This window comes from Pedobacter ghigonis (genome assembly GCF_903166585.1).
Classification (GTDB): Bacteria; Bacteroidota; Bacteroidia; order Sphingobacteriales; family Sphingobacteriaceae; genus Pedobacter; species Pedobacter ghigonis.
In genome coordinates this window covers 148,555-172,050 of the sequence record NZ_CAESCM010000014.1, presented here as the reverse complement: position 1 = coordinate 172,050, position 23,496 = coordinate 148,555, and the positions used below count along the sequence as shown (strand labels likewise).

Genomic DNA, 23,496 nt, shown 5'->3' with positions numbered 1-23,496 from the left:
CCCCCTTCAAAGGGGGACAAGATCATCCTTATTCAATAAATTCTAACTTTTTTCGTTTTAATGTTTTGTGATACAAACTCCGAAGGTTGTAACAACAAGAAGCTAAAGCCGTCTAAAACTTTTAACTACCTCAAAATGTTTAACTAAAAAACAAAAGAAAACGACATGGGAATTTTAAAAACAGCAATTATTGGTGCCGCGGTTTACGCAGGCGTAAAATATATCACGAAGAAGGACCCAATTACGGGCCAATCTATAGTAGACGAATTAATGGACAAAGCGCCTCAATGGGCTGATAAGGCAAAAGATTACACACAAGATCTAAAATCGAGGCTTAGCAATGCTGCCGAAGATTTGGCCAGATGAATACCGGTAAAAAGAAAAGAACCTGAACAGGTTTACCTTTTTCTTTGATCGTAAAAAGTAAAAAGTCCCGATTAAAAACCGGGACTTTTTTTGTTCGTAATGATTATTTAACCACCACTTGTCCCGAATATCGGGAGATCAAAAGGATGCACACAGATATAATCCGTGTTTATCTGTGTGCATCCGTGGTTAATCGTTTTTAACTTAATGGCATTGTATCACAGCATTAAAAAGCATCAAACCAAAGTTTTGTTGTTAATAAATCGGCACCCTGACTGCTAACAGCATTTTTATAATTCTGTCCGTTAAGCGATTGTTCAGTACCCGGATAAATAAAACGTACCGGAATCTGTCCGTTTAAAACGGTATTAACCGAAGCCGTTAATTGTGGGTAATCTAACCTTCTGCGCTCGGTCCAGGCTTCAAGGCCCTGACCAAATAAGGCAATCCATTTCTGCTCACCGATTGATTTCTTAAAGTTTGCGGCATCATAAACTACAGCGGTCTGACTGATGTAACTATCAACTGCGGTTCCGCTGATATTGTATTGTGCAAACGATGCCCGGATAGCCTGCTTATATAAATCCTCCGCATTTTCGGTCGTGAAACCTCGTGCAGCAGCCTCAGCGCGATCGAAAAGCAATTCGGCATAGCTAAAAATTACAGCCGGCGCTTTGGCATCGAGAAAATAAGTGCCTGGTTTAGATGAATTGGCCAAACCAATGGCACTTGCCTCCGAGTTGGTAGAACCGTTTGGAATACCTACATAGGTTTGTGCCGTAGCATTCTCCGTTTTGCTCGCATACACCGGTAATCTCAGGTCGTTTAGCGCAAAAAGTTTATCTACAATGGTTTTACTTATCCGGTAATCGTTACGGGTTTCGAACGATGCTGCAACCGGATTTTGTTGTGGCGAAACATCATATTTTAATTGTGCATTTTCTGAATTACTGCTGATATAAGCACCACCTTCGGCCTGTATTTCGTCTATTACCTGTTTGGCCTTAGTTGCATCCTTATCTGCAATACGCAAAGCGATGCGGAGACGTAATGAATTGGCAAACTTTTTCCACGATGCAATATTATTGCCGTAAATTACATCACCGGCAATAACTTTTCCCGAAGCAGGATCGAGCGCGGCTTGTGCAGTTTTCAAATCGTTTAAAATACCGTAATATACATCCTTCTGTTTATCGTAAACCGGTGTAACAAATTGTTTTATTTTTCCTGCCTGCGAATACGGAATATCACCATAAGCATCGGTAAGCAATAAAAATACCCACGAACGCAGTACCAATGCTACACCTTTATAATTGGTGTTACCTTGTGCATCGCCCAGTTCGATGATTTTATTAAAGCCGGCAATACTTTGGGCATAACCGGTAGACCACAGTGAAGTAAAGCTACTGTTCGAAAAGATAAAACGATCTTCTTCAGTGTATTGCACTTTAGCCCAGTGCTGTGCAAAAAGCAGGCTCGAATTCATGTTATTGGCTACGCCCCAATAGGTATCGACAGTGGTTTTGGTCGTTCCAGTAAGTAAATAATCGGGTTGCGCAACTTCAGGAGCATTGGGATTGATGTTTACCTCATCGAGCTCTTTTTTGCAAGATGAAAAGGCAAGGGCCAAAATGGCGAATATATAGAGTTTCTTATTTTTCATGATGGGAATACTTAAAATTTAACATTCAGGTTAATGCCGTAACTGCGGGTACTGGGGTTCGAAAGACTTTCAAGCCCCTGACCGTTACCAGTATTAAAAGCCACTTCCGGGTCAATATCAACCGTATTGCGGTGAATAATCCACAGGTTACGGCCAACAAGCGATACCGAAACACCTTGCAGGCTTAGCGGGCGCAACCATTTGGCTGGCAGGTTATAACTTAGTTTTACTTCGCGGAGTTTAACATAAGAAGCACTGAAAATATTGGCTTCATCAATATTCCTGAACGATTTGTAATACTGTTGGGCCGGTAATATTTTCTCGTTGCGTTTGCCATCGGCAGTTACCCCGTCAAAAATAACCCCATCGTCGTAAACAGTTTCACCAGCCGGAGCTGCTCCGTTTAACCGTACAGTTCCTTTGGTTTTATCGTTACCCGGATAATAGTAAGCAATACCGCCATACTCTGCGGCTCTACCCGGTAATGTTGAGGCTAAAACGCCGGTATAAGTACCGGTAGCATAGGTACCGTTGTAAATAGAACCACCAATGCTGGCATCAACCAACACGCCTAAACTAATGCCTTTATAGCTAAAGGTATTATACACACCACCAATCCAATCCGGGGTATATTTACCCAATACCTGCTTGGTTGGGTTAGTTGCCGGAGCGCCGGTTGCATTTACAATAATATTGCCGTTACCATCTCTTAAAAATGCGGTACCAAATAACGATCCGTAAGGTTGACCCACCGTTGCAATTACCTGTGCCGAGTTAGATGCAACAACATAATTGGTTAATAATTTTTCGGCATCCAGCTCAATTACCCGACTCCTGTTTGCGGCAAAGTTTAAATCAATATCCCAGGTAAAAGCCTTTTTAATTGGCGTAATACCCAACTGCGCCTCTATACCTTTATTGTTGATTTTTCCGGCATTTAACAATTTCGAACTAAAACCGGTACTTTGGCTTACATCGGCCGCTAAAATCTGGTTATAACTGTTGGTATTGTAAGCACTTAAATCGAAACGCAATCTTTTGTTGAAGAATACGGCCTCAACACCCAACTCAGTTGAGGTGGTGGTTTCGGGTTTCAGGTTAGGATTAAGATCGATAGATCCTGTATTCAGCTGTGGATTTCCATAAAACGGAGCGCTAAAAACATAGGTATTAATCAAACGGTAAGGATCTGCATCTTTACCTACTTTAGACCAGCCACCACGTATTTTTAAATAATTAAGGGCTTCGCTTTTAATATCAAAAGCTTCGGTAGCCACAAAACTTCCGTTAAACGATGGGTAAAAATACGACCTGTTTTGAGCAGGCAAGGTAGACGACCAATCGTTACGGGCAGTAATGTTGGCAAACAGGTAATTTCTGAAACCGAGTTGTCCGGAAGCATATACACTATAAGATTTTAAACGCGACAGGTTATTTGATGATACCAAAGGATCGCGTGAGTTTTTAAGTGTATAAAGTCCGGCAATGGCCAGTTTAGGTGCACTTTGGTCGTTTTGTTCGATATACTGCCTGCGGATATTTCCCCCACCCAGTAACTCCAGGCTAAAATCATCGTTTAGCTGTTTGTTAAAGTTTAAGGTTGCATCGGTATTGTTTTCGTTTACTGTAAAAGCACTTTCGGTATACGATCCAAAAGGTGTTCCATTGGTACCATAAGCAATCCGTACTTTACGTCTGTCGTTGTAATAATCCGTTCCTGACCTGAAATTTAGATCAAGACCATCTATGATTTTATAATTCAACGCTAAACTCCCGATGATGCGGTTCCTGTTTTGCGATACCGTATTTTCGTAAGCTACCCAGTATGGATTGCTGTAATAGCTGTTATTCCAGTTAAACGTTTTTCCATTCTCATCCAAATAATTTTTCAACTGGTTAATATCAACCTGACGGCCAAACCAGGTAAACTGCAACATGGTACTCGTAGAGCGCGAACCACCTGTACCCGGTAAGTTATCCGAATTAAGTTTACTGTAATTGGCATTAGCCGTTAAGGTTAATTTCGGGGTTATTTTAAGGCTGGTATTCAGTACAAACGAATTTTTCCCCTGTCCCGAATTAGGCACAATACCTACCTGCTTTAAATTGTTGTAAGAGATTCTGTAATCGTATTTTTCGCCCGCATCTGCAATCGATACACCGTTATTTAAGGAATAACCGGTTTGGAAAAAATCGCGCACATTATCCGGGTGCGCTTCAAAAGGAACAGCTACACCCTTAGAGAAAAACTGCGGAATTAACCTGCCATCCAGTTTCGGTCCCCAGCTCTCATCAACCCCGTCATTTAAACCTTTACCAGCACCATCTACATAGCTGAATTTACCTTCGGAGCCCTGCCCAAAAGCATTTTGATATACCGGAAGGGTAAGCAGGCTTTCTAAAACCGCGTTCGAATTAACAACAATTCCCAATCCTTTTTTTGATTTACCGGTTTTGGTTTTGATGATGATTACACCAGCTGCAGCCCGCGATCCGTACAATGCGGCCGCATTTGGACCTTTAAGCACACTCATCGATTCAATATCTTCAGGATTGATATCCGAAATGGTATTGGCATAATCCCTGGCACCGGCCGAGTTTAACTGCGAGTTATCAACCGGAATTCCATCTACCACAAACAGTGGCTGGTTGTTACCGGCAATGGAAGTTTCACCCCTGATGACCACGCGCGACGACCCCATACTTCCCTGGCTATTGGTTACCCTTACACCGGCAATTTTACCAGCAAGGGCATTAACCAGGTTCGATTCTTTTGCTTCGGCCAAATCCTGCCCCTTTAATTCCTGAACAGCATAACCCAGCGATTTCTTTTGTCGCGATATACCCAAAGCGGTAACCACAACTTCATCAAGCGATTGATCGCTCGATTGGAGCGCCACAGCTATCGGGCTGCCCTTAATAACCTGAATTTCCTGGGTTTTAAAGCCAATATAAGAAAATACGAGCGTAGATTTTTCGGGTGCACTAATACTAAAAGCCCCTTTACCATCGGTAGTGGTGGCTTGTTTGGTTTCTTTGATCAAAACAGAAACACCTGGCAGAGTTTCGCCCTCGGCCGATTTTACTGTACCCGTAACAGGCACATTTTGCGCAAGTAGCTGCTGCGCCGTAAAGAGCAGCAAAATAAACGCTATTGATTTAATTTTTTTGTACATCTTGTGTTGTAATAATTAGTTAATGGAGACAATAATTTGGGCAATACCTTTCCACCACGGCTATAAACCGTGTTTTTTGCTTAAAAAATGAAAGGATTGGTTAGCTTAAAAGCCCGTTAAAATGAATGCATCTTAACAGGGCATACGCATTCGGAAATACCTTGTTTGGTTTAAATAAATAGATTTTAGTACGTCTGTTTTTTTCATCTGGAAATGATCATTAGTAAATAAGTTACTTTCAAAAAAGCCCGGTTACAAAAAAAGCACCTCAACCAAAAGTCAGAAGTGCTCCATATTAATAAGGATAACGCAAACTGCTGACTTAACTACCCCAGATTCATCCGGGATGGAATTAGCACCATTTCTAAAACTTAGATGGTTGCTAAGGCTTCACAGGGCCATTCCCTCCGCCTTTCTTGATAAGCATTTTTAAATAACTGCGGCAAAGGTATAATTAAATCCAGTAATTCTATAGTTTTTATATATTTTTTTATCTGAAAATTTTTTCTTGCCAATTACGAGCCGTATATTTGTCGACTAATTTAGTCGATTAAAACACATCCCAATGAATCTGAAATCAATTTTCACAGCCATTTTGGCCATATCAACTACCATATCCTTTGCACAAGATCAAACCGTATTGGCCAATCATACAGGGTTAAAAGCCCAAAAAGAAAAGCCTAATGCCTTTGTAGCACTCGGTAGCTGGCGCGGAGTTGCCAAAGTAAAAGAAGGACTGGAAATCCCTTTCAACTTTGAAATCAACGAAAAAAGTGGTCAGCAGAAATTATATTTCCGCAATGCCGAAGAAAGTTTTGAAGGTGGTTTAGTTAAACAAACTGCCGATTCGCTTTTTGTAAAACTCGATCAGTTTGATAACGAACTGGCATTTGCCATAACTGGCGATCAGCTTACCGGCACATTAAGGAAACAAGGCCAAACCGGTAAACCTTTGGCTATTGTAGCCGAGCGTAAAAACTACCGTTTCGAAACAGATGGTAAACCTGCCACAGCCAATTACTCAGGAAGCTACGATGTGGTTTTCAAATCGCCAAATGGCAAGGACGAAAAAACAGTAGGTTTATTTAAGCAAACAGGCAACAAGCTTACCGGTACTTTTTTACGCGTAACCGGCGATTCGCGCTACCTGGAAGGCGTTGTAGAAGGTAACGAATTTCAGCTATCGAGCTTTATTGGCTCCTCTCCTGCTTACTACAAAGGTACTTTCCAGCCCGATGGCACTTTAAGCGGCGAAATTTTAGGTGCAAGAGGAAGCCAGCCTTTTACAGGTGTTAAGAATGTTAACGCTGCCCTGCCCGATGCCTACAAACTCACTTACCTGAAACCGGGTTATAAAACCCTCGATTTTAGTTTTGCAGATGTTAATGGAAAAAAGATCTCGTTAAAAGATGAGAAGTACAAAAACAAGGTCGTGGTTTTAACCATCACTGGCAGCTGGTGCCCCAATTGTGTAGATGAAGCTACCTTTATTGCGCCCTGGTATAAAGAAAACAAGAAACGTGGTGTAGAAGTTATTGCCTTACACTACGAACGTTCTACTGAGCCAGACTATGCTAAAAAAGTAATGAGCCGTTTCCGCGAGCGCTTTGGTATTGAATACGATCAGGTTATTGCCGGTACAGCCGATAAGCAGGTGGTAGCCGAATCCTTACCTGCATTAGATTCGTTTTTATCTTTCCCTACTACCATTATTATCGATAAACAGGGAAATGTTGCCCAAATACACACCGGCTTTAATGGTCCGGCTACAGGCAAATTTTACGACGAATTTAAAAAAGAGTTTAATACCGAGATTGATGCCTTACTAAAAAAGTAAGCGCAGCCTAAAACTTTGTACCCGGGATAATTAAAAATTATTAGGCCGTAGCCACCATCTTTTTGTAATCGCGTGGGGTTACGCCTTTAGCTTCTTTAAAAAACCGGTTAAAATTAGACAGGCTGTTAAAACCACATTCATAAGCCAGGTTACCGATTTGCCTTTCGCCATCGGTAATCAGCTTGCAGGCATGACCAATGCGCACTTCATTTACAAACTCAACAAAGGTTTTTTGGGTGCGGCTTTTAAAATAACGGCAAAAAGCCTGTTTGTTCATGTTAATCAACGCAGCTACATCGTCCAGTTGCATATCGGCAGCAAAGTTTTCGAACACATATTTAAATACCTTATCCATCCTGTCGTTATCTTTTAGCTGGTAGGTATTGGTATAACCCTGACTGGCCAGTAAATCGTACTCTTTGGTATGGCTCAATACCTCGAGTATTTTAAACAGCAAAATCATTTTTGGAAAATCCTCTTCCTCTTTAACCAGCTGCACCAGGAGTTTCTTTAACTGCGATTTGGTTTCACCATAAAACTTCATTCCCCTGCCGGCTATCTGCAACACTGCTTTCATTTTCTGCATATCGCCCAGCTGTACCAACAATTCGATCAGCTTATCCGGATTAAAAAATACCGAAATAGAACGCGCGTGTTTCTGGTTTACCTTATCGTCAAAATAGGCTTCGCGGTTGTACCAAACATGCGGGATATTGGAGCCAAGAAAGATCAGCTCACCTTTTTCGAAATTTTCTATACTGTCGCCAATAATGCGCTTCCCTTCACTTTCAACCATGTAGGTAATCTGACATTCGACATGAAAATGAAAAGCTGTAGAAAAGTAAGGCTGGTCTATTACCTTCGTTTTAAAGATTTCATTATCCAAACCTTCCAGTATTTTAGCAAAAACCGGTTTCATAGGGGCATTTTATAGGGTTTATATTTGGTTAGGTCAGTATAACGCAAATACTGCTTAATCATGCAGATCCTATTTGGAGATAACAACCTTTAGCCAAATATACGCTACATTATCAAAATAAAGCAAACAAACTGTAATACTTGCTAAAATAACATCAAAAATAGCAAATGGAGCTTTAGAATTTAGCCTTTCTTCGGCCTAACTTTGAGTAATTTCCCATACTAACCAAATCAATAAAACCAATCCCTAACCGGAGCAGGTTAAAAATTAACGATATAAAATGAACCAAAATTTACACCAAAAAGTGATCCTGTTAACAGGCGGCGCCGATGGTATTGGCTGGGAATGTGCCAAAGCCTACAGTAATGCAGGTGCAATTGTTTGTATAGCAGATAAAAATCCCATTGCTGAGCAAAAATTAAGTGAACTGGCTCAGCCTAATACTTTTATCCAATGCGATGTAAGCCAGGAAACAGAAGTACAGGCTGCTATAGAACTGGTAATTAACAAATACAACCGTTTAGATGCGATCCACAACAATGCAGCTATTGCCAGTCCGTCAAAGCCTCTACATCAAACCAGCGATAGTGAATGGGATTTGTTGATGAACATTAACCTGAAAAGTATTTTATTTACCACCCGCCATGGCTTACCACATTTAAAAACAACCAAAGGAAGCATCCTGAGTACCAGTTCGCTGGTGGGAAGCATTGGTCAGGAAAACCATGCCGCTTACGTAGCCACCAAAGGTGCTGTAAATGCCTTAACCAAAGCCATGGCTTTAGATTATGCTCCCTTTCAGGTGCGGGTAAACGCGGTTTCACCTGCGGCCATTAATACCCCCACACTACAAGCCTGGAGCAACGAGCAGCCCAATAAAACAGATTTAGAACAATACCTCAACAAACTGCAGCCTTTAGGCAACATGCCCAATGGGGATGTAATTGCCGATGCCTGTGTATTTCTGCTCAGCGATGCCGCGCGATTTATAACCGGTACCATTTTACCTGTAAGCGGTGGCGCAGAATTAGGTTACAGAACCATTATTTAATAATATGATCCATAAAATTAATATACTCGACAAAAGATTTGAACTGGCTACAGGTGCTGGTAGCGATGCAATACATAAAGATCCGCAATACTCTTACGCTGTAGCCCAACTGGGCGATGAAAGCGGCCTTACCGGTAATGGCCTGGCCTTTACTTTAGGCGAGGGTAACGACCTGGTTTGTAAAGCAGCTGCTTTTTACGCCGATAAAATAAAAGGTAATGATATTGAGGAACTGATGGCAGGTTTTGGCGATACCTTTAAAACCCTCTCAAACGAGCAGCAATTTAGATGGTTAGGTCCCCATAAAGGTGTGGTACATTTGGGTTTGGCCGCTGTTACCAACGCCTGTTACGATTTGTGGGCCAAAAAACGTGGTGTACCGCTTTGGAAATTATTGATTGATTTAACACCTGAACAAATTGTAAACACACTCGATCTATCCTACCTGGAAGATGTGCTCACCAAAGAAGAAGCCATTGAACTTTTGCATGCTCAGGTCGATTCAAAGAAAAACCGTGAGGGCATTTTAGCAACGGGTTATGCCGGTTACGATACCTCAGTTGGCTGGTTTAATTACGACGACGAAAAGGTACGCGAAAACTGTAAGAAAGCTATCGACAGTGGTTTTACCGCCATGAAATTAAAGGTAGGCTCTGCCGATCCGCAAAGAGACATCCGCCGCGCCAATATTGTGCGCGAAGTAGCAGGCGAAAACTCGAAAGTAATGCTCGATGCCAACCAGCAATGGACTTTACCACAGGCCATTTCCATTTGTAACGAGCTCAAAAACATGAATCCGTATTGGGTAGAAGAACCAACCCATCCTGATGATGTTTTAGCCCACCAAACCCTGGCCAAAGCCATCAACCCCATAAAACTGGCATTGGGCGAACATGTACCTAACCGCATCATCTTTAAAAACTACCTGCAAACGGGTTGTACAGGTTTTGCTCAGGTAGATGCTGTACGCGTAGGTGGCGTAAGCGAATTCATTACTATCAGTTTAATGGCTAAAAAATTCGGTATTCCGGTAGTACCGCATGTGGGCGACATGGGACAGCTTCACCAACACCTGGTACTGTTTAACCACATTGCAATGGGTCACGAAGCCTTATTTTTAGAACATATTCCACACCTGAAAGCACATTTCGTTAATCCGATTAAAATTGAAAACGGGGTGTATGTTACCCCTCAGGAAGCCGGATCAAGTTGCGATTTAAAATAAACAGCCCATGATTAGTACCATAGATATTGTTATTACCATTGCCTATATCCTGTTCATTGTAACCATAGGTTTATGGAGCGGACGTAGTAAAAAGGAAAAAACAGAAAGTTCATCCAACGATTACTTTTTGGCTGGCAAAACCTTAAAATGGCCCATGATTGGCCTTGCCTTATTTGCTACCAACATTTCTTGCTTGCATTTAGTTAGCCTGGCCCAAAGCGGTTTCGATAGTGGTTTGCTTAACGGTAATTTCGAATGGATGGCTGCCTTTACACTCATATTACTGGCATTGTTCTTTATTCCTTTCTACATCCGGTCGGGCGTAACTACCCTGCCCGATTTTTTAGAAAGGCGCTACAATAAAGCCTGCCGCGATTGGCTTGCTTTTGTTTCCATTATTTCGGCCATTATTATTCACATTGCCTTTTCCTTTCTGGCAGGAGGTATTGTACTCGAAACACTTTTCGGCATCAATATGTACACCAGTATAGTGGTTATTGCTGCACTTACGGGGCTGTACACCATTATTGGCGGCCTGCGTGCCGTGGTGGTTACTGAGTCAATCCAAAGTGTGGTATTAATTGCGGGGGCACTTATCATTACCTGGTTCGCCTGGAACAAGGTTGGCAGCTGGGACCATTTAACCACGGTTTTACAAAGCAATCAGGCTGCCGATAAATTAAGTATGATCAGGCCGGTTGGCGATAAAAGTGGCCTGTCATGGGTGGCTGTATTTTTAGGCTATCCCATTCTGGGCATCTGGTACTGGTGTGCCGATCAAACCATTGTACAGCGGGCTTTAGGTGCAAAAGACGAAAACCACGCCAAAGCCGGAGCACTTTTTTGTGGTTTCATTAAAATTTTACCCGTTTTTATTTTCGTGTTGCCCGGCTTGTTTGCCTACGTACTGTACAAAAGCAATGCAATGGATTTAAGCAGCTTACAACAAACTGGTGCAAACGGTGCAGAAACCTTAAACACCAAAGGCATTTATACCTTAATGATTACCCAGCTATTACCCAAAGGTTTGGTGGGTATTTTGGTAGCAGCCTTGTTATCGGGTTTAATGAGCCAGATTGCCGGAGCATTAAATTCGATTGCCACGCTAAGCAGTTTCGATCTGTATAAAAGATATCAACCCAATGCGAGTGATGTCAAACTGGTAACCGTGGGCCGCTTATCGGCCGCAATTGCTTTACTTGTTTCCTTAGCGTTATTGCCATTGCTTAACCAATACACCAGTTTATTCGAAGGCATTAACGACGTAATTGCACACATTGCCCCTCCCATTACCTGTGTATTTTTACTGGGTGTTTTCTGGAAAAAAGCATCAGCCAAATCGGCCCAATACACTTTATGGCTGGGTTCGTTACTCGGAGTTGCTGTTTTTGCGGTAAACAAGTTCAATCCGGAAACCATTATCGGTCAGATTCCCTTTATGATGATGGCTTTTTACCTGTTTTGCGCCTGCGTAGTTATGCAGGTAGCATTCTCGTACATCTACCCGGTTCAACATACAGCCGAAAGCAATAAACTCTACTGGAAATCGCTTTGGGAACCTTTACAGGTAAAAGGCTGGAGCGGTATTGGCAATTATAAAACCTTATCTGCTTTATTGCTGGGCATTATGGCCGTATTATACTGGGCTTTCAGATAGTTAAAACCTAAATTGAATCAATAACACAAAACCAAATAAACCACATGAAACACACAAAATTTATTTATCTCCTGCTGTTTGGCCTGCTGAGCAACCTGGCCTATGCACAAACTAAAACAAACCCGGCCGTAATGAAAGATTTTATGGATAAACGTTTCGGCATGTTTATCCACTGGGGGCCGGTAAGTTTGCGTGGCACCGAAATCGGCTGGTCGAGAGACAAACAGGTGGAGAAAACCGATTACGATAACCTGTACAAAGAGTTCGATCCTGCCCTGTTTAATGCCGATGATATTGTAAAAACGGCAAAAGATGCTGGCATGAAATACCTCACCATTACTGCCCGCCACCACGATGGTTTTTGTTTATGGCCATCTAAATTTACAGAATACGACATTGCCCACACCCCCTATAAAAAAGATATTGTGGGCGCTTTAAACGAAGCCTGTAAAAAACAGGGTATCAAATTTTGTATTTACTATTCGGTACTCGATTGGTACCATCCCGATTACCCGATTCATTCTTCTGCCAGCCAAACAATCGACCCTAAAGCCGATATGACCAAATACGTCAGCTACATGAAAAACCAGCTGAAAGAACTGATTACCAATTACGATCCATACATGCTTTGGTTTGATGGACAATGGGAGAAACCATGGACAGATGAAATGGGTAAAGATTTGTACAGCTACCTGAAAAAATTAAAACCTGATGTGATTATCAATAACCGCTTAGGTAAAGAATTTGCAGCTATGGAAAACAAAAAAATCGACCATTCGAAAATGGTGGGCGATTACGATACCCCTGAGCAAACTGTTGGCCATTTAAATATGGATACCCCCTGGGAAAGCTGCTTTACCATCTGCAACCAGTGGGCATGGAAACCAAACGATAAAATGAAATCGCTGAAAGATTGTTTAACCATCCTTTCAAAAACGGCTGGCGGTAACGGAAACTTATTGCTAAACGTAGGCCCTATGCCCGATGGCCGCATTGAAGCCAGGCAAATTACCCGGCTCAAAGAAATTGGCCAATGGCTAAAAACCAATAGCGAGGCAGTTTACGGCACTTTAGGCGGCCCCTACCAACCTACCGATGCTTATGCAACAACCAGAAAAGGAAACAAACTTTTCGTGCATGTACTTAAAACCGATGCCGATGCCATCAGCTTAAAGAATATCCCAGGGCGAAAAGCAGTAAAAGCCGGTATTTTGGGCGGCGAAAAAGTTTCGGTTGAACAAGGCGCAGCAGATTTTAAATTTAGCCTGCCTAAAAACCAATCTGGCGCTTTACAATATGTTATTGCAATCGAAATGGATGGAGATATCGAAAAAACAGCAGTGATTAATTAATATAAACGGCTATGAAAAATTTCAGAGAAGGATTTTTGATCATTTCAACAGGCTTAATGCTTTTAACCGCCTGCAATCAGTCGAAAACAGCGGAAACAATTGCAACGGCAGAAACACCTAAAAACATCAGGCGTTTTGGTTCGGTAACAGGTTTAAAACCCGAAAAAATAGGCTACTATAAAAAGCTACATGCTGCTATTTGGCCAGGTGTTAAACAAAAAATCGCCGACTGCAACATCCGCAACTATTCCATTTACTTAAAGGAAATTGACAAAAAGTATTACTTGTTTAGTTATTTCGAATATACCGGTAAAGATTTCGATGCCGATATGAAAAAGATGGCTGCAGATACCACTACACAGCGCTGGTGGAAAGAAACTGCACCTACTCAAATTCCACTACCCGATGCAGCTGCCAAAAATGAAACCTGGAGCAGTATGGAAGAGGTTTTTCACCAGAATTAAACCAAACAATAAACCATAATGAATGTAAACCGGAGCCTGGAGTAAATCCAGCTCCGGTTTTTTATCGGTTTAAGCTGTACGGCTTAGCAATGCCGCGTAAGCTAAAATAACAATACATACAAACGAAATAATAGTCCTGATGCGGTGAAACATGTTCCAGGCAGGCTCGAATTTACTTCGCAGCGCACTTAATTCGTTAGCATCCATTTTAGCTAAACTGGCACCATCCAAAAGGTTATTTAAGGGGACATTCCCCACCATAGTGACCAGAAAAACCCCACCGGCATACAACAGCGTAGCCGCCAGTAGCAAATAAAAAAACAAATTCAGCTCCTTATCATAAAAAAGCCAGGTGCAAACGGGCAGCAATACTAAAGTACCCATAAAGCTGATAAAAAATAATGGGTTTAAAATTGCCCGGTTAATGGATTGCATAGCCTGTAAAAAAGAAAGATCAGATAAACGGGCAAGCCCGGGTAAAACCGAGCAGGAATAGGCATAAAAAAGGCCGCCAATAAGCGCTGTAGAAACAGTACTGAGTAGAAGTACCAGGTTTTTCAAAGTCATAAGGATGTTTTTAAATGATAGATAGCTTGTAGCCATTCGAATTTAAACATTTATGGCTAAAATACCGCTTCGGTTCGGGTAGTAATGTTAAACGAAGAAAGCCTGAGGGATAAAAACCTGCCCATACCATATCTAATTAAGGGCGTTAATTTAGATATGGAAGAGCGTTAATCAGATGAAGACAGGTATAGGTAGATGTATTAAAACTGAACGGGAAGATATGCTGCTTATAAGTAAATTACTTTATTTATTTCAATACATGCCCGAAGATCATATTCGTAAAGCATTTTACAAATCAGCTTACACAGAACCGCCCTTTTTCCTGATGAACAGGTATAATTACGGGTTAAACTCTTGCTTGATCACCACAATATCTGTAGCCCGGCAATCTACATTTCCCTTTTCCAGATTAAACTTAACCTTTGTGCCTACTATCAGTAAAGGTTTAAATAACCCTTTCAGCTGCTGATTATCTGCATAAATCATTTCTTTGCAACCTTCAGCAACGATAAACCCAAACCCACGGATCGGATTATACCACTTAACAACTCCAGTATAAATCATAAGACATGTTTTACAATAAGTTAGTCAACTTTAACAAAAACCGAAAGAAAACGATATGGATAGTTAGTTTTCCGTGATAAAAAGGGCTAATTACCGTATGTAGATTTGGGAAGACGGAGAGAAACAGTCTAAAAACAGCGCATACCCCGGTAAATCGCACTGGCCACAGCTTTCGATAATAAGCAGCTGGCTATACATCAGGCATAAAAGCAAAAAAGTACCGGAACAAATATGCTCCGGTACAAATCGAGACGGGTATTGATTTAAAAATAATACTATTGGCAGCTTGGTAAAGTAGTAGACCAATCGGTACTCTCCATATTGGTTAAAATAGCCGTATGTCCCTTCCCGGTAGCATCGGCAGCAGTAGTACCACTGGCTTCGTTAAATTTCCAGTAGGCTTCCAAACCTGTGCTATTGGTAGCCACGGTACATTTATTGTTTTGAATCTGTGTTTGCGTTAACGCCGTTTTCCAAACCCTTAGTTCATCAAACAGACCGTTAAATCCGCGGTTGGCATCGTAACTTCTCGAAATCTGAAAAGTTCCGCTTGCCGAGATGGTGCCCGTAGCCGATAAACTGGCATCGAGTACACCATTGATATAGATTTTCATCGTTGCCCCATCGTAAGTAGCGGCCACATGGTACCAGGTATTGGCGCTCAACGCAGTTACCGAATTGAGTTTTTTAGGTGTTGTTCCTCCGGTGTTTAATACAAACTGAAGTTTATTATTGGCTAAAGAAGCATCGCCAAGGCGCAGTAGCGCTACATTTGCATCGCTTACTTCTATCCCCATAATGGTAGAAATGTATGGCGAAGCACTTTTGAAGGCATTGGGTCTGATCCAACCCTCAAAGGTTAAACCTGTTCCGGCCAGGTTAAAACTGTTCGAATTTAAATACTCGTTGGTACCATCAAACAACAGCGAAGTATTACCGTTAGCAGGCGGTGTGGTGCCGGTGCCATCAATACAATTGGGTTTTACTGCCGTTGCCGAGCTATACAACGAATTGGAAATAGACGAAAGTTTGGTTTGTGAGTTATTGGCTACATTGTACACCATAGCACTGGCCAAACCGTTATTTTTAACGTAATTGGCTACCGCTGTCTGGTCGCCGTTGCCCAAATCGGTTCCTAAGCCCAGTTTAGCTTTGGGTACACCTGCGTTAATATAAGGCTGTAACCTGCCGGCATAATTGGTAGAAAAATAGGTTTGTTCAAAAACATAATCGAGTATATCGCCTAGTTTTTGTCCGTTATAAGTGCTGTTAAAATAATTCGCCTGGTTAAAGGCGGCCATGGTAATGAGTTTTGTACTGCCCAATCTGGCCCTCAAAGCCGCAGCGGCAAGCACCAAAGAGCCATCATTTGCTGTACAGGTCGAATATTCGTCGTCAATATCGATACCGTCCAAACCATACTGCTGCACAGCATTGGCACATTGAACGGCAAAGGCATCGGCCTGGGCGTAGGTAGTAAAACAGCCCCAGCCGGCATTTTGATGATTGCCCAATACATCGAGCAGTACATTTATGCCCAGCGATTGCAGGTAGGCTACTTTACCCGAATTAAGCACATCCTGCACTTGTGGATTAAAGCTTAATGTAGGTACCCCGTTAACCGAATTGATATTCGCTGCAAAAATTACAGAGATTCCGAATAATTGTTTGGCTGGTGTACCATAAGTGTAACAACCCGGATTTACAAAGTTGTTGCTGTTTACCTCCACATAAGCGGTAACAAATGGCCCTGCATTTAAGGCAGATGGATTGGTAAGTGCTTTTAGATCTTTTTTAGTGCTAAAAGTGCTGGTTTCTTCATTTTGGGTGTTTCCTTTTTTACAGGCGTAAAAAATAGTGAAAACGGCTAGAAGCGCCACTCCCATGGTCATTAATTTTCTCATAATTTTTGATGTTTTTGGTTAGAAATTGTTTTTATTGGTTATAAAAAGAAAAGGCAGATAGGGTTTTAAATCCTACCTGCCTGCTCCTTAAAAATTGGCTTTATTAACATCCCACCATAATCTGGTTCCTCCGTTATCTGGTCCGCCAAGTAAAGTAACTGCTTTGCGTACCTCATCTTTGTTACCATTGCCATACTCTGCTGTTGGATAAGGCAACCTGCGGATTTGTGTTTGTGTATTGATTGTTCCACCGCTGTAGTTATTGGCTACAGTAAATAATTTAGGATAGCCTGTTCTGCGGAAATCGGCCCATGCCTCTGCCCCGTCAGGAAAAATAGCAATCCATTTTTGTGTAATAATGCGTTCCAATTTAACTTCGTTCGATGCTGTTCCATCCCATTTAACAGTAATGGTACTTACAGCTGCCGCATTATTGGCTGGGTTTTTCGGATCTACATAAGCTGTTGGTTTGCTAACTGCATCGGCCAGGTAGCTGCCTGTAGCAACATTCCATTGTTGCATAGAAGTAGTGATACCTGTTTCATAATTGGTTTGTGCATCACCAGCTCCTGTCCAGCCGCGTAAAGCTGCTTCCGCTTTTAAGAACCATACTTCGGCAGCTGTCATTAAAATTTGCGGCGCTTTCTGGCCAATTGGTGCCTTTGCATTGTCAGGCGTAGTGGCATTTAAGCTCGAATAGGTTTTATAACCGGCTTTACCTAAACCATTAAAAGAAGTATTGGCTCCCGAACGGATACCAATGTACTGACCGGCAAACAAAGGATCGGTTGCAGGTGTACAATAGATCGGTAAGCGCGGATCTGAATAACCTACCAGGTACGATTGTAAAGCTGCCCCCATGGCGTTATCGCCTTCGTAGTTTACGGTTACATTCCAAAGGTCGTTATTTCTGTTACCCGATTGTGCCACCGCAGCATTGTCGCTGGCAATAGTCATTAAGCCTCCGGTTGCAGCCATTGCTTTTTCGGCCTGTAATTTTGCCGTAGCCGGATCAACTTTAACAATACGCATGGCTAAACGCAATCTTAACGAGTTGGCCAGTTTAAGCCATTTTACAGCGTCACCACCATAAACCAGGTCGCCAGAATCGAAATAGGCTTTTTTACCCGGATTGGCAGTTACAAAGGCTTGCAGGTTATTGGCTGCCGTATCAATTTGTTTAAAAAACTCGGTATAAATTGTTTTCTGGTCGTCGTAAGCTTGCGAAATCAGCGATTTACCAGCTTGTGTGTAAGGTATCGGACCAAATTTATCCGTTACGCGGTCCATGGCAATTACCTGTACCAAAAGTGAGATTCCCCACGATTCGGGAGCTGTTGTTTTTAAAGGCGATATGGCAATTTTAGAAATAGGTGCCATTACATTGGTGTACTGATCGTTAAAACCAGCTTCGTTCCATCCATTGTTAAGCGCATAATTCATGTTATTGATACCGCCACCAAATGGTGTTGGGGCCATCATATAACCACTATAAGCGTCAGAGCTTAAGTTCTGTGCAATCTGGTAATTGGAAAATATATTCTGTTGAATCGGGCCTATTGCCGATTTTAACAAAGCTAAACTCTGCTCGGTTGTAGGTAAATTATCGTTGGTATTAAAACTTTCGAAGTTCTTTTTACAACCCGAGTTCAGGGCTGCTGTAGCCAATAAAACTAAAGATAAACCTTTAATTTTATGGTATGCTGGATGATATATCGATTTCATTTTTGTGCGGATTAAAATAAAACATTAAGGTTAAAACCAAAGCTTCTGGTTACAGGCTGGTTAAATACATCTATACCCGATAAACCATTACCGGTCGACATCGTTACCTCAGGATCGTAAGGTGCTTTTTTGTAGAAATAGAATAAGTTTCTACCAATTAGCGATAAGCGCATGCTTTTAAAAGTTCCTTTCAAAGGCAGGTTATATCCCAATGAAGCTTCACGTAAACGCACAACAGTTGCGCTGTAAACATACTCGCCGGTTACACCGTTTCTATCCCCTAAGAAAGAATAATAGGTTTGTGGATTAATGGTAGCAGAAACTGCTTTTCCGCTGGCATCAACGCCATCAATTTTAACACCACCCTGTGCCCTGGCATCGCCGGTTACTTTTGATGCACCAGCCTGGTCCATAAGGGCTTCGGTTAGCGAAAGTACTTTACCGCCAAACTTACCGTCTACTAAAAAGCTTAAGCTGAAATCTTTATAGTTAAAACTGTTGTTCCAGCCCAGCTGAAATCTTGGATTGGCATTGGCAATTAAGCTGTAATCGGCACTTTTAATTGGAAAATATGGATTTGCTGCAGTTCCGTCGCCGCTGAATACGATTCGGCCACTGGCATCTTTTTGCAAGGTATAACCGTAAATATCGCCATACGATCCGCCTACGGCAATACGTGAAATGTAAGCGTTGTTACCGCCACCGGTTAAATCAATTGAATTTAAACCTTGCGATGCAGCTACATCGATAATTTTATTTCTGTTTAACGATCCGTTAATGGCAGTATTCCAGTTCAGCCCATCGCCTTTTAATACATCGGCACCTAAAGTAAACTGTAAACCCTGGTTCTGAACATCGCCGGCATTCAAATAACCGGTTGCCACAAGGCCCGATGGTGCAGGTTTAACCGGAATATACTGGTTTTTGGTGTTGGTTTTATAATAGGTAAAGCTAAAGTTTATGCGGTTGGCCAGAAAACGCATATCGGTACCAATCTCAAAAGATTTTGTTCTTTCTGGTTTTAACTCGGCAAAAGCCCGGTTCGTATTAATGGTTAGTGCACCTCCGTTACCCAAAGTATTCTGAATAAAAGTTAAGTAAGCTGGTACAGTGTTACCCACTTCGGCATAAGTACCCCTTATTTTAGCAAAAGTAATGGCTTCTGGTAATTTAACCATCTGCGATACTACGAACGATAAACCTACCGATGGGTAGAAGTAAGAAACGTTAGGCGTAAAAGAAAGGTTCGACGACCAGTCGTTTCTGCCTGTTAAAGTTAAGAAAGCCCAATCTTTATACGAAAGGTTGGCATTGGCAAACACGGCCTGTAACTGGCTGTGGAAAGCATCGCTGGCTTTGGTAGTGCTTAATACATCAGAAGTATAATTACCTGCAGTGGCTACGATGGTATTGTTTGGGGTAAATAAATCAACAGCAGCAAGATCGCCGGCTAATGATAAACCCGAAGTTTTCTGGTCGTTAATGCTACCACCAATTAATCCGTTTATTTTAAAGTCCGATCCTTTCATAGGCACCGTAACATTTAAAATCGCATCGGCATATTTCTGAATAAAAGTTTGGGTGTTTTGCGATAAATAACCTCTTCCGTTAGAGTTGAAGTTTCCGTTAATACCCGAGTAACGTCTGTTCTCAAAATCATCCGTACTGCGGTCGATGTTACCCCTTACCTGAAGGTTTAACCACGGTGTAAATTCATATTTAACACTTCCGCTCAATAAAAAGCGGTTTCTGATCGCTGTATTCGGGTTTAAATTGGTTAACCACCATGGGTTCTGGTTAATATCGGCACTTCCGCCCAACCAGTTCTGGCGTGCTGTACCCACATTGTTTGCCAACAGGTAGTTGTCTTTATAAGGGGTAATATCTACGCCGCGTGGGAACAGATACAAACCTACCAAAGGGTTGTTGTACAAACCGATTGAAGGACTGTTGTTAATCCTTTGGTTAATGTAGTTTACGTTACCATCAACCGTTAATTTGTTGTTTAAAAACTTAGCCGTTTCGCGCAGGTTAATGTTGTGTCTGTTCAACTTGTTGCCTTCCTGTATACCACTTGCATAGGTATTGGCATAAGAAAAATAAGTTTGGGCAATTTCCGAACCGCCCGAGAAATTGATAGAGTTGGTAGCATTTGTACCGGTTTGGAAAAATTGATCCAGGTTATCGGTGCTGTTGTTGATGGCAGCACCCCAGCTGTCCCTTGTATTGGCAGATGCAGGGCCGTAACTATTTTGAAATTCAGGTTTGTAGGCAATTTTATCGAAAGTTAAGCTCGAAGAAAAACCAATTTGTGTTTTGCCAGCTTTACCTTGCTTGGTTGTAATTAAAATTACGCCATTTTGAGCCTGACTACCGTATAACGCTGCTGCTGAGGCACCCTCTAATACAGTTAAACTCTCAATGTCGTCGGGATTTAGGTTCGAGATACCATCTCCTCCATCCTGTCCGCCACCAAACACGCTGTTTTGCTGTGCATTGGCATTACCGTTATTGCTAATCGGCACCCCGTCGATTACATACAAGGGCTGGTTATTTCCGCTTACCGAGCGGCTACCCCTTAATATTACCTTGGCCGAACCACCCACACCCGAAGTGCTCGGACTGATGGTCATACCGGCAACTTTACCGTTTAAGCTGTTTACCAGGTTAGGGCTTTTAACTTTGTTCAGTTCTTCGCCGCCAACCTGTTGTGTAGTATAGGTTAACGATTTCTCTGAACGTTTTATACCCAGTGCGGTTACCACAACCGTTTCCAGTTCTTTCGAATCGTTAGCCAGGATAACATCAATAGTATTATCTGTACCTACCGTAACTTCTTTGGTTTGGTAGCCAATAAAAGAGAATACCAGCACATCGCCCGCTTTGGCTGCAATGTTATATTGCCCGTTGGCATTGGTTTGCGTATTTACTTTCGTACCCTTAATGTTTACGGTTACACCTGGCACCGTTAAGCCCGATGCGTCCTTTACGGTACCCTTAATCTGTTCCTGGTAATGTGCACTAAGCGAAGTTAGCGGCAATGCATTATTAACTGTTTCAGCGGCATATAATCCGGCCGATGCATACAGCAATAAGCATGTGAGTTGTAGTGATCTTTTCATACTCATGGTGATAAGATTTATTTATTATTTGGTTAATTGTTATTCTTTATAATATTTAGGTTGCTCATTTTAAATGTTAACCGGTTACCGCCAGGTTTTCCCAGCAGCTGGCCGCACCCGCAATAGCAGCCCGCTCGTTCAGTTCTGAAATACGCAGGGGTACCTCGATGCCATTAGCTTTAAACTCTTTCAATACATTAGGTAAAAACCGCGGCCATGCATTGCTGATATTGCCACCAAGCACAATAACATCGGCCTGGGTATCTTGTAAAAACTGCATTAAAAAGGCAGCAAGGTGCTGCGAAAATTCATCGAATATGGTCCTGATGGTTTCGCTTTCATCGTATAGTTCGGTTAAACTTTTTACATCGAGGATATTTACACTGGTAAGCTCGTAATACCGTTTTAAGAACCAGCGGGTAGACAGGTAATCTTCGGCAATGCCATCCATAAACGAAGTGCACCAGAGATTGGCATCGCGGGTATTGCCATAAGTGGCCACGGCCGAGCCTAAGCCTGTACCCAGGGTAATGCCAATCACATTGGCATAATCCTTTACTGCACCGGCAAACATTTCGCCGGCCAAAAAGCAGGCCGCATCATTTTTCATTAAAATATTACCGGCATCAATCCCCAAGGCACTGGCCAGCATTTCTTTTACATTTAAGCCATAAAACGCTTCGTATTTATCGTTACCGGCAACGTGCGAAATGCCGTTTTCATAATCAAAAGGCCCGGGCATGGCAATCCCAATCTTATCTATCTCCAGCCCTGCTTTGCCGTAAGCCAAATCAATAGCTGCTTTCCAGTTCTCGATAATGGTTTCGGGTTTTCCATGCGCATCTATCCGGCAACGGGTATAAGAATCTTCGAGTATAAGCCTGCTTTCCATATCCATTACAGCTGCAGTAATGTGCGAGCCACCGATATCTACACCCAGAACATATTTATTTGTTGTCATTTATTTGGTTTAATGAGGTAAGCAATTAAAAGTTTTAGCAACTTTGGTAAATCCTTTTACCAGTAAAGCGCTAACGTGCCTTGAACTATCAGTTTGTGCGTTATACATGATTAAGAGGGGTTTATATTGGTTAAAACAGTTTTATCATTAACATTAACCGCCAAAAACTTTAGCGGCATTATTAACAATGATCTGTTTTTACGAAAAACTGCCTACAGGCAAATGCATTTTTTGATAATTATTTTTATTATTACTTTATATTTAACCAAATAGCGTCGCAGAAATTGAAAGTAGCCAAGCCAGATTTTCTTGTTTTATGGACCAGGATTTGTCTCGAGGATGATATTAAATCTTTCGAAGTGCTCTACCGCTATTTGTATAACAGCCTGCATAAACTGGCGCTTTATTACGTACGCGATCAGGAAGCTGCCGAAGATATTATAGCCGAAATTTTTGTAAAATGCTGGGAAAACCGGAAATCAAGTACGCATGTACAGCAGCCCGAAAGCTATTTCTTTGTAGCAGTTAGAAACCAATCGTTAAAATACCTGAAAAAAAACTCAGGTAAGACTTTTATCGATCTGGCCGAAAATGAAGCACAGCATCCGGTTGAGACTTATACGCCCGAGAGTTTGCTGGAACGAAAAGAATTGCACCAGAAACTCGATAGCGCGATAGAAACCCTGCCAGCACAGGCTAAACTGGTTTTCAGGTTAATTAAAGAAAACGGTTTAAAGTATAAAGAAGTGGCCGATATCCTGGAGATTAGTCCGCGAACCGTGCAAACCCAGTTATTCAGGGCGATTGCCAAACTCCGGCTGGTTTTAAAAAGTGAAAAGCCAAGCGGTTTCAATGCCGAAATAGGCGAAAAGCTCATCAGCATGGTTATCTTACTGGGAATCATCACTTTTTTAAATATGTTGTAGGCAATTTTTAAATCTTT

At 41.9% G+C, this 23,496-nt stretch carries 17 protein-coding genes and 1 riboswitch; of the genes, 8 read left to right on the top strand and 9 right to left on the bottom strand.

The window, feature by feature from the left end:
- Window positions 1–165: 165 nt before the first annotated feature.
- Window positions 166–366 carry a YtxH domain-containing protein gene (locus HWV58_RS19060; protein ID WP_175635613.1) on the top strand — a complete coding sequence of 67 codons (201 nt, stop codon included), beginning with the start codon at window positions 166–168 and terminating at the stop codon, window positions 364–366.
- 226 nt (window positions 367–592) lie between these two features.
- On the opposite strand, the gene HWV58_RS19055 is transcribed toward HWV58_RS19060, so the two are convergent.
- Window positions 593–2,029 (bottom strand): SusD/RagB family nutrient-binding outer membrane lipoprotein, encoded by a 1,437-nt coding sequence (locus HWV58_RS19055; protein ID WP_175635612.1) that lies wholly within the window; start codon window positions 2,027–2,029, stop codon window positions 593–595.
- Between the two features lie 11 nt (window positions 2,030–2,040).
- The gene (locus HWV58_RS19050; RefSeq protein ID WP_175635611.1) at window positions 2,041–5,205 is read right to left on the bottom strand and encodes a SusC/RagA family TonB-linked outer membrane protein; all 3,165 of its coding nucleotides are present in this window, start codon (window positions 5,203–5,205) and stop codon (window positions 2,041–2,043) included.
- 319 nt (window positions 5,206–5,524) lie between these two features.
- A riboswitch (SAM riboswitch) is annotated at window positions 5,525–5,631 on the bottom strand.
- A 139-nt stretch (window positions 5,632–5,770) separates the two neighbouring features.
- On the opposite strand from HWV58_RS19050, the gene HWV58_RS19045 reads away from it, so the two are divergent.
- Window positions 5,771–7,042: a peroxiredoxin family protein gene (locus HWV58_RS19045; RefSeq protein ID WP_175635610.1), complete on the top strand. Its 1,272-nt coding sequence runs from the start codon at window positions 5,771–5,773 to the stop codon at window positions 7,040–7,042.
- A gap of 40 nt (window positions 7,043–7,082) precedes the next feature.
- Here HWV58_RS19045 and HWV58_RS19040 read toward each other — a convergent pair whose 3' ends face one another.
- Window positions 7,083–7,961, bottom strand: coding sequence for an AraC family transcriptional regulator (locus HWV58_RS19040; RefSeq protein WP_175635609.1), 879 nt, complete (start codon window positions 7,959–7,961; stop codon window positions 7,083–7,085).
- Window positions 7,962–8,241: 280 nt separating this feature from the next.
- On the opposite strand from HWV58_RS19040, the gene HWV58_RS19035 reads away from it, so the two are divergent.
- Genes HWV58_RS19035 through HWV58_RS19015 form a run of 5 tightly spaced genes read left to right on the top strand, consistent with a single transcriptional unit; the run spans window position 8,242 to window position 13,710 of the window.
- Complete coding sequence (locus tag HWV58_RS19035; protein ID WP_175635608.1) at window positions 8,242–9,012, top strand: SDR family NAD(P)-dependent oxidoreductase; 771 nt, start codon at window positions 8,242–8,244, stop codon at window positions 9,010–9,012.
- 4 nt (window positions 9,013–9,016) lie between these two features.
- Entirely contained in the window at window positions 9,017–10,237 is a 1,221-nt protein-coding gene (locus tag HWV58_RS19030; protein WP_175635607.1) for an enolase C-terminal domain-like protein, read from the top strand.
- 7 nt (window positions 10,238–10,244) lie between these two features.
- Window positions 10,245–11,894: a sodium:solute symporter gene (locus HWV58_RS19025; protein ID WP_175635606.1), complete on the top strand. Its 1,650-nt coding sequence runs from the start codon at window positions 10,245–10,247 to the stop codon at window positions 11,892–11,894.
- A 44-nt stretch (window positions 11,895–11,938) separates the two neighbouring features.
- Window positions 11,939–13,246, top strand: a complete 1,308-nt coding sequence (locus HWV58_RS19020; RefSeq protein WP_175635605.1) for an alpha-L-fucosidase — start codon at window positions 11,939–11,941, stop codon at window positions 13,244–13,246.
- Between the two features lie 11 nt (window positions 13,247–13,257).
- Window positions 13,258–13,710, top strand: a complete 453-nt coding sequence (locus tag HWV58_RS19015; protein ID WP_175635604.1) for an L-rhamnose mutarotase — start codon at window positions 13,258–13,260, stop codon at window positions 13,708–13,710.
- A 69-nt stretch (window positions 13,711–13,779) separates the two neighbouring features.
- On the opposite strand, the gene HWV58_RS19010 is transcribed toward HWV58_RS19015, so the two are convergent.
- The 6 genes from HWV58_RS19010 to HWV58_RS18985 form a co-directional block, all read right to left on the bottom strand.
- Window positions 13,780–14,277, bottom strand: coding sequence for an anthrone oxygenase family protein (locus tag HWV58_RS19010; RefSeq protein WP_175635603.1), 498 nt, complete (start codon window positions 14,275–14,277; stop codon window positions 13,780–13,782).
- A 339-nt stretch (window positions 14,278–14,616) separates the two neighbouring features.
- Entirely contained in the window at window positions 14,617–14,841 is a 225-nt protein-coding gene (locus HWV58_RS19005) for a cold shock domain-containing protein (RefSeq protein WP_175635602.1), read from the bottom strand.
- Window positions 14,842–15,116: 275 nt separating this feature from the next.
- A complete protein-coding gene (locus HWV58_RS19000) occupies window positions 15,117–16,745 on the bottom strand; it encodes a LamG-like jellyroll fold domain-containing protein (protein WP_175635601.1) in 1,629 nt (542 codons plus the stop codon).
- Window positions 16,746–16,832: 87 nt separating this feature from the next.
- Complete coding sequence (locus tag HWV58_RS18995; protein WP_175635600.1) at window positions 16,833–18,470, bottom strand: SusD/RagB family nutrient-binding outer membrane lipoprotein; 1,638 nt, start codon at window positions 18,468–18,470, stop codon at window positions 16,833–16,835.
- An 11-nt stretch (window positions 18,471–18,481) separates the two neighbouring features.
- Complete coding sequence (locus HWV58_RS18990; protein WP_175635599.1) at window positions 18,482–21,592, bottom strand: SusC/RagA family TonB-linked outer membrane protein; 3,111 nt, start codon at window positions 21,590–21,592, stop codon at window positions 18,482–18,484.
- Between the two features lie 76 nt (window positions 21,593–21,668).
- On the bottom strand, window positions 21,669–22,553 hold the full coding sequence (locus tag HWV58_RS18985; protein WP_175635598.1) for an ROK family protein: 885 nt from the start codon (window positions 22,551–22,553) through the stop codon (window positions 21,669–21,671).
- Between the two features lie 284 nt (window positions 22,554–22,837).
- On the opposite strand from HWV58_RS18985, the gene HWV58_RS18980 reads away from it, so the two are divergent.
- Window positions 22,838–23,479, top strand: coding sequence for an RNA polymerase sigma factor (locus HWV58_RS18980; protein WP_175635597.1), 642 nt, complete (start codon window positions 22,838–22,840; stop codon window positions 23,477–23,479).
- The last annotated feature ends 17 nt before the right edge of the window (window positions 23,480–23,496 follow it).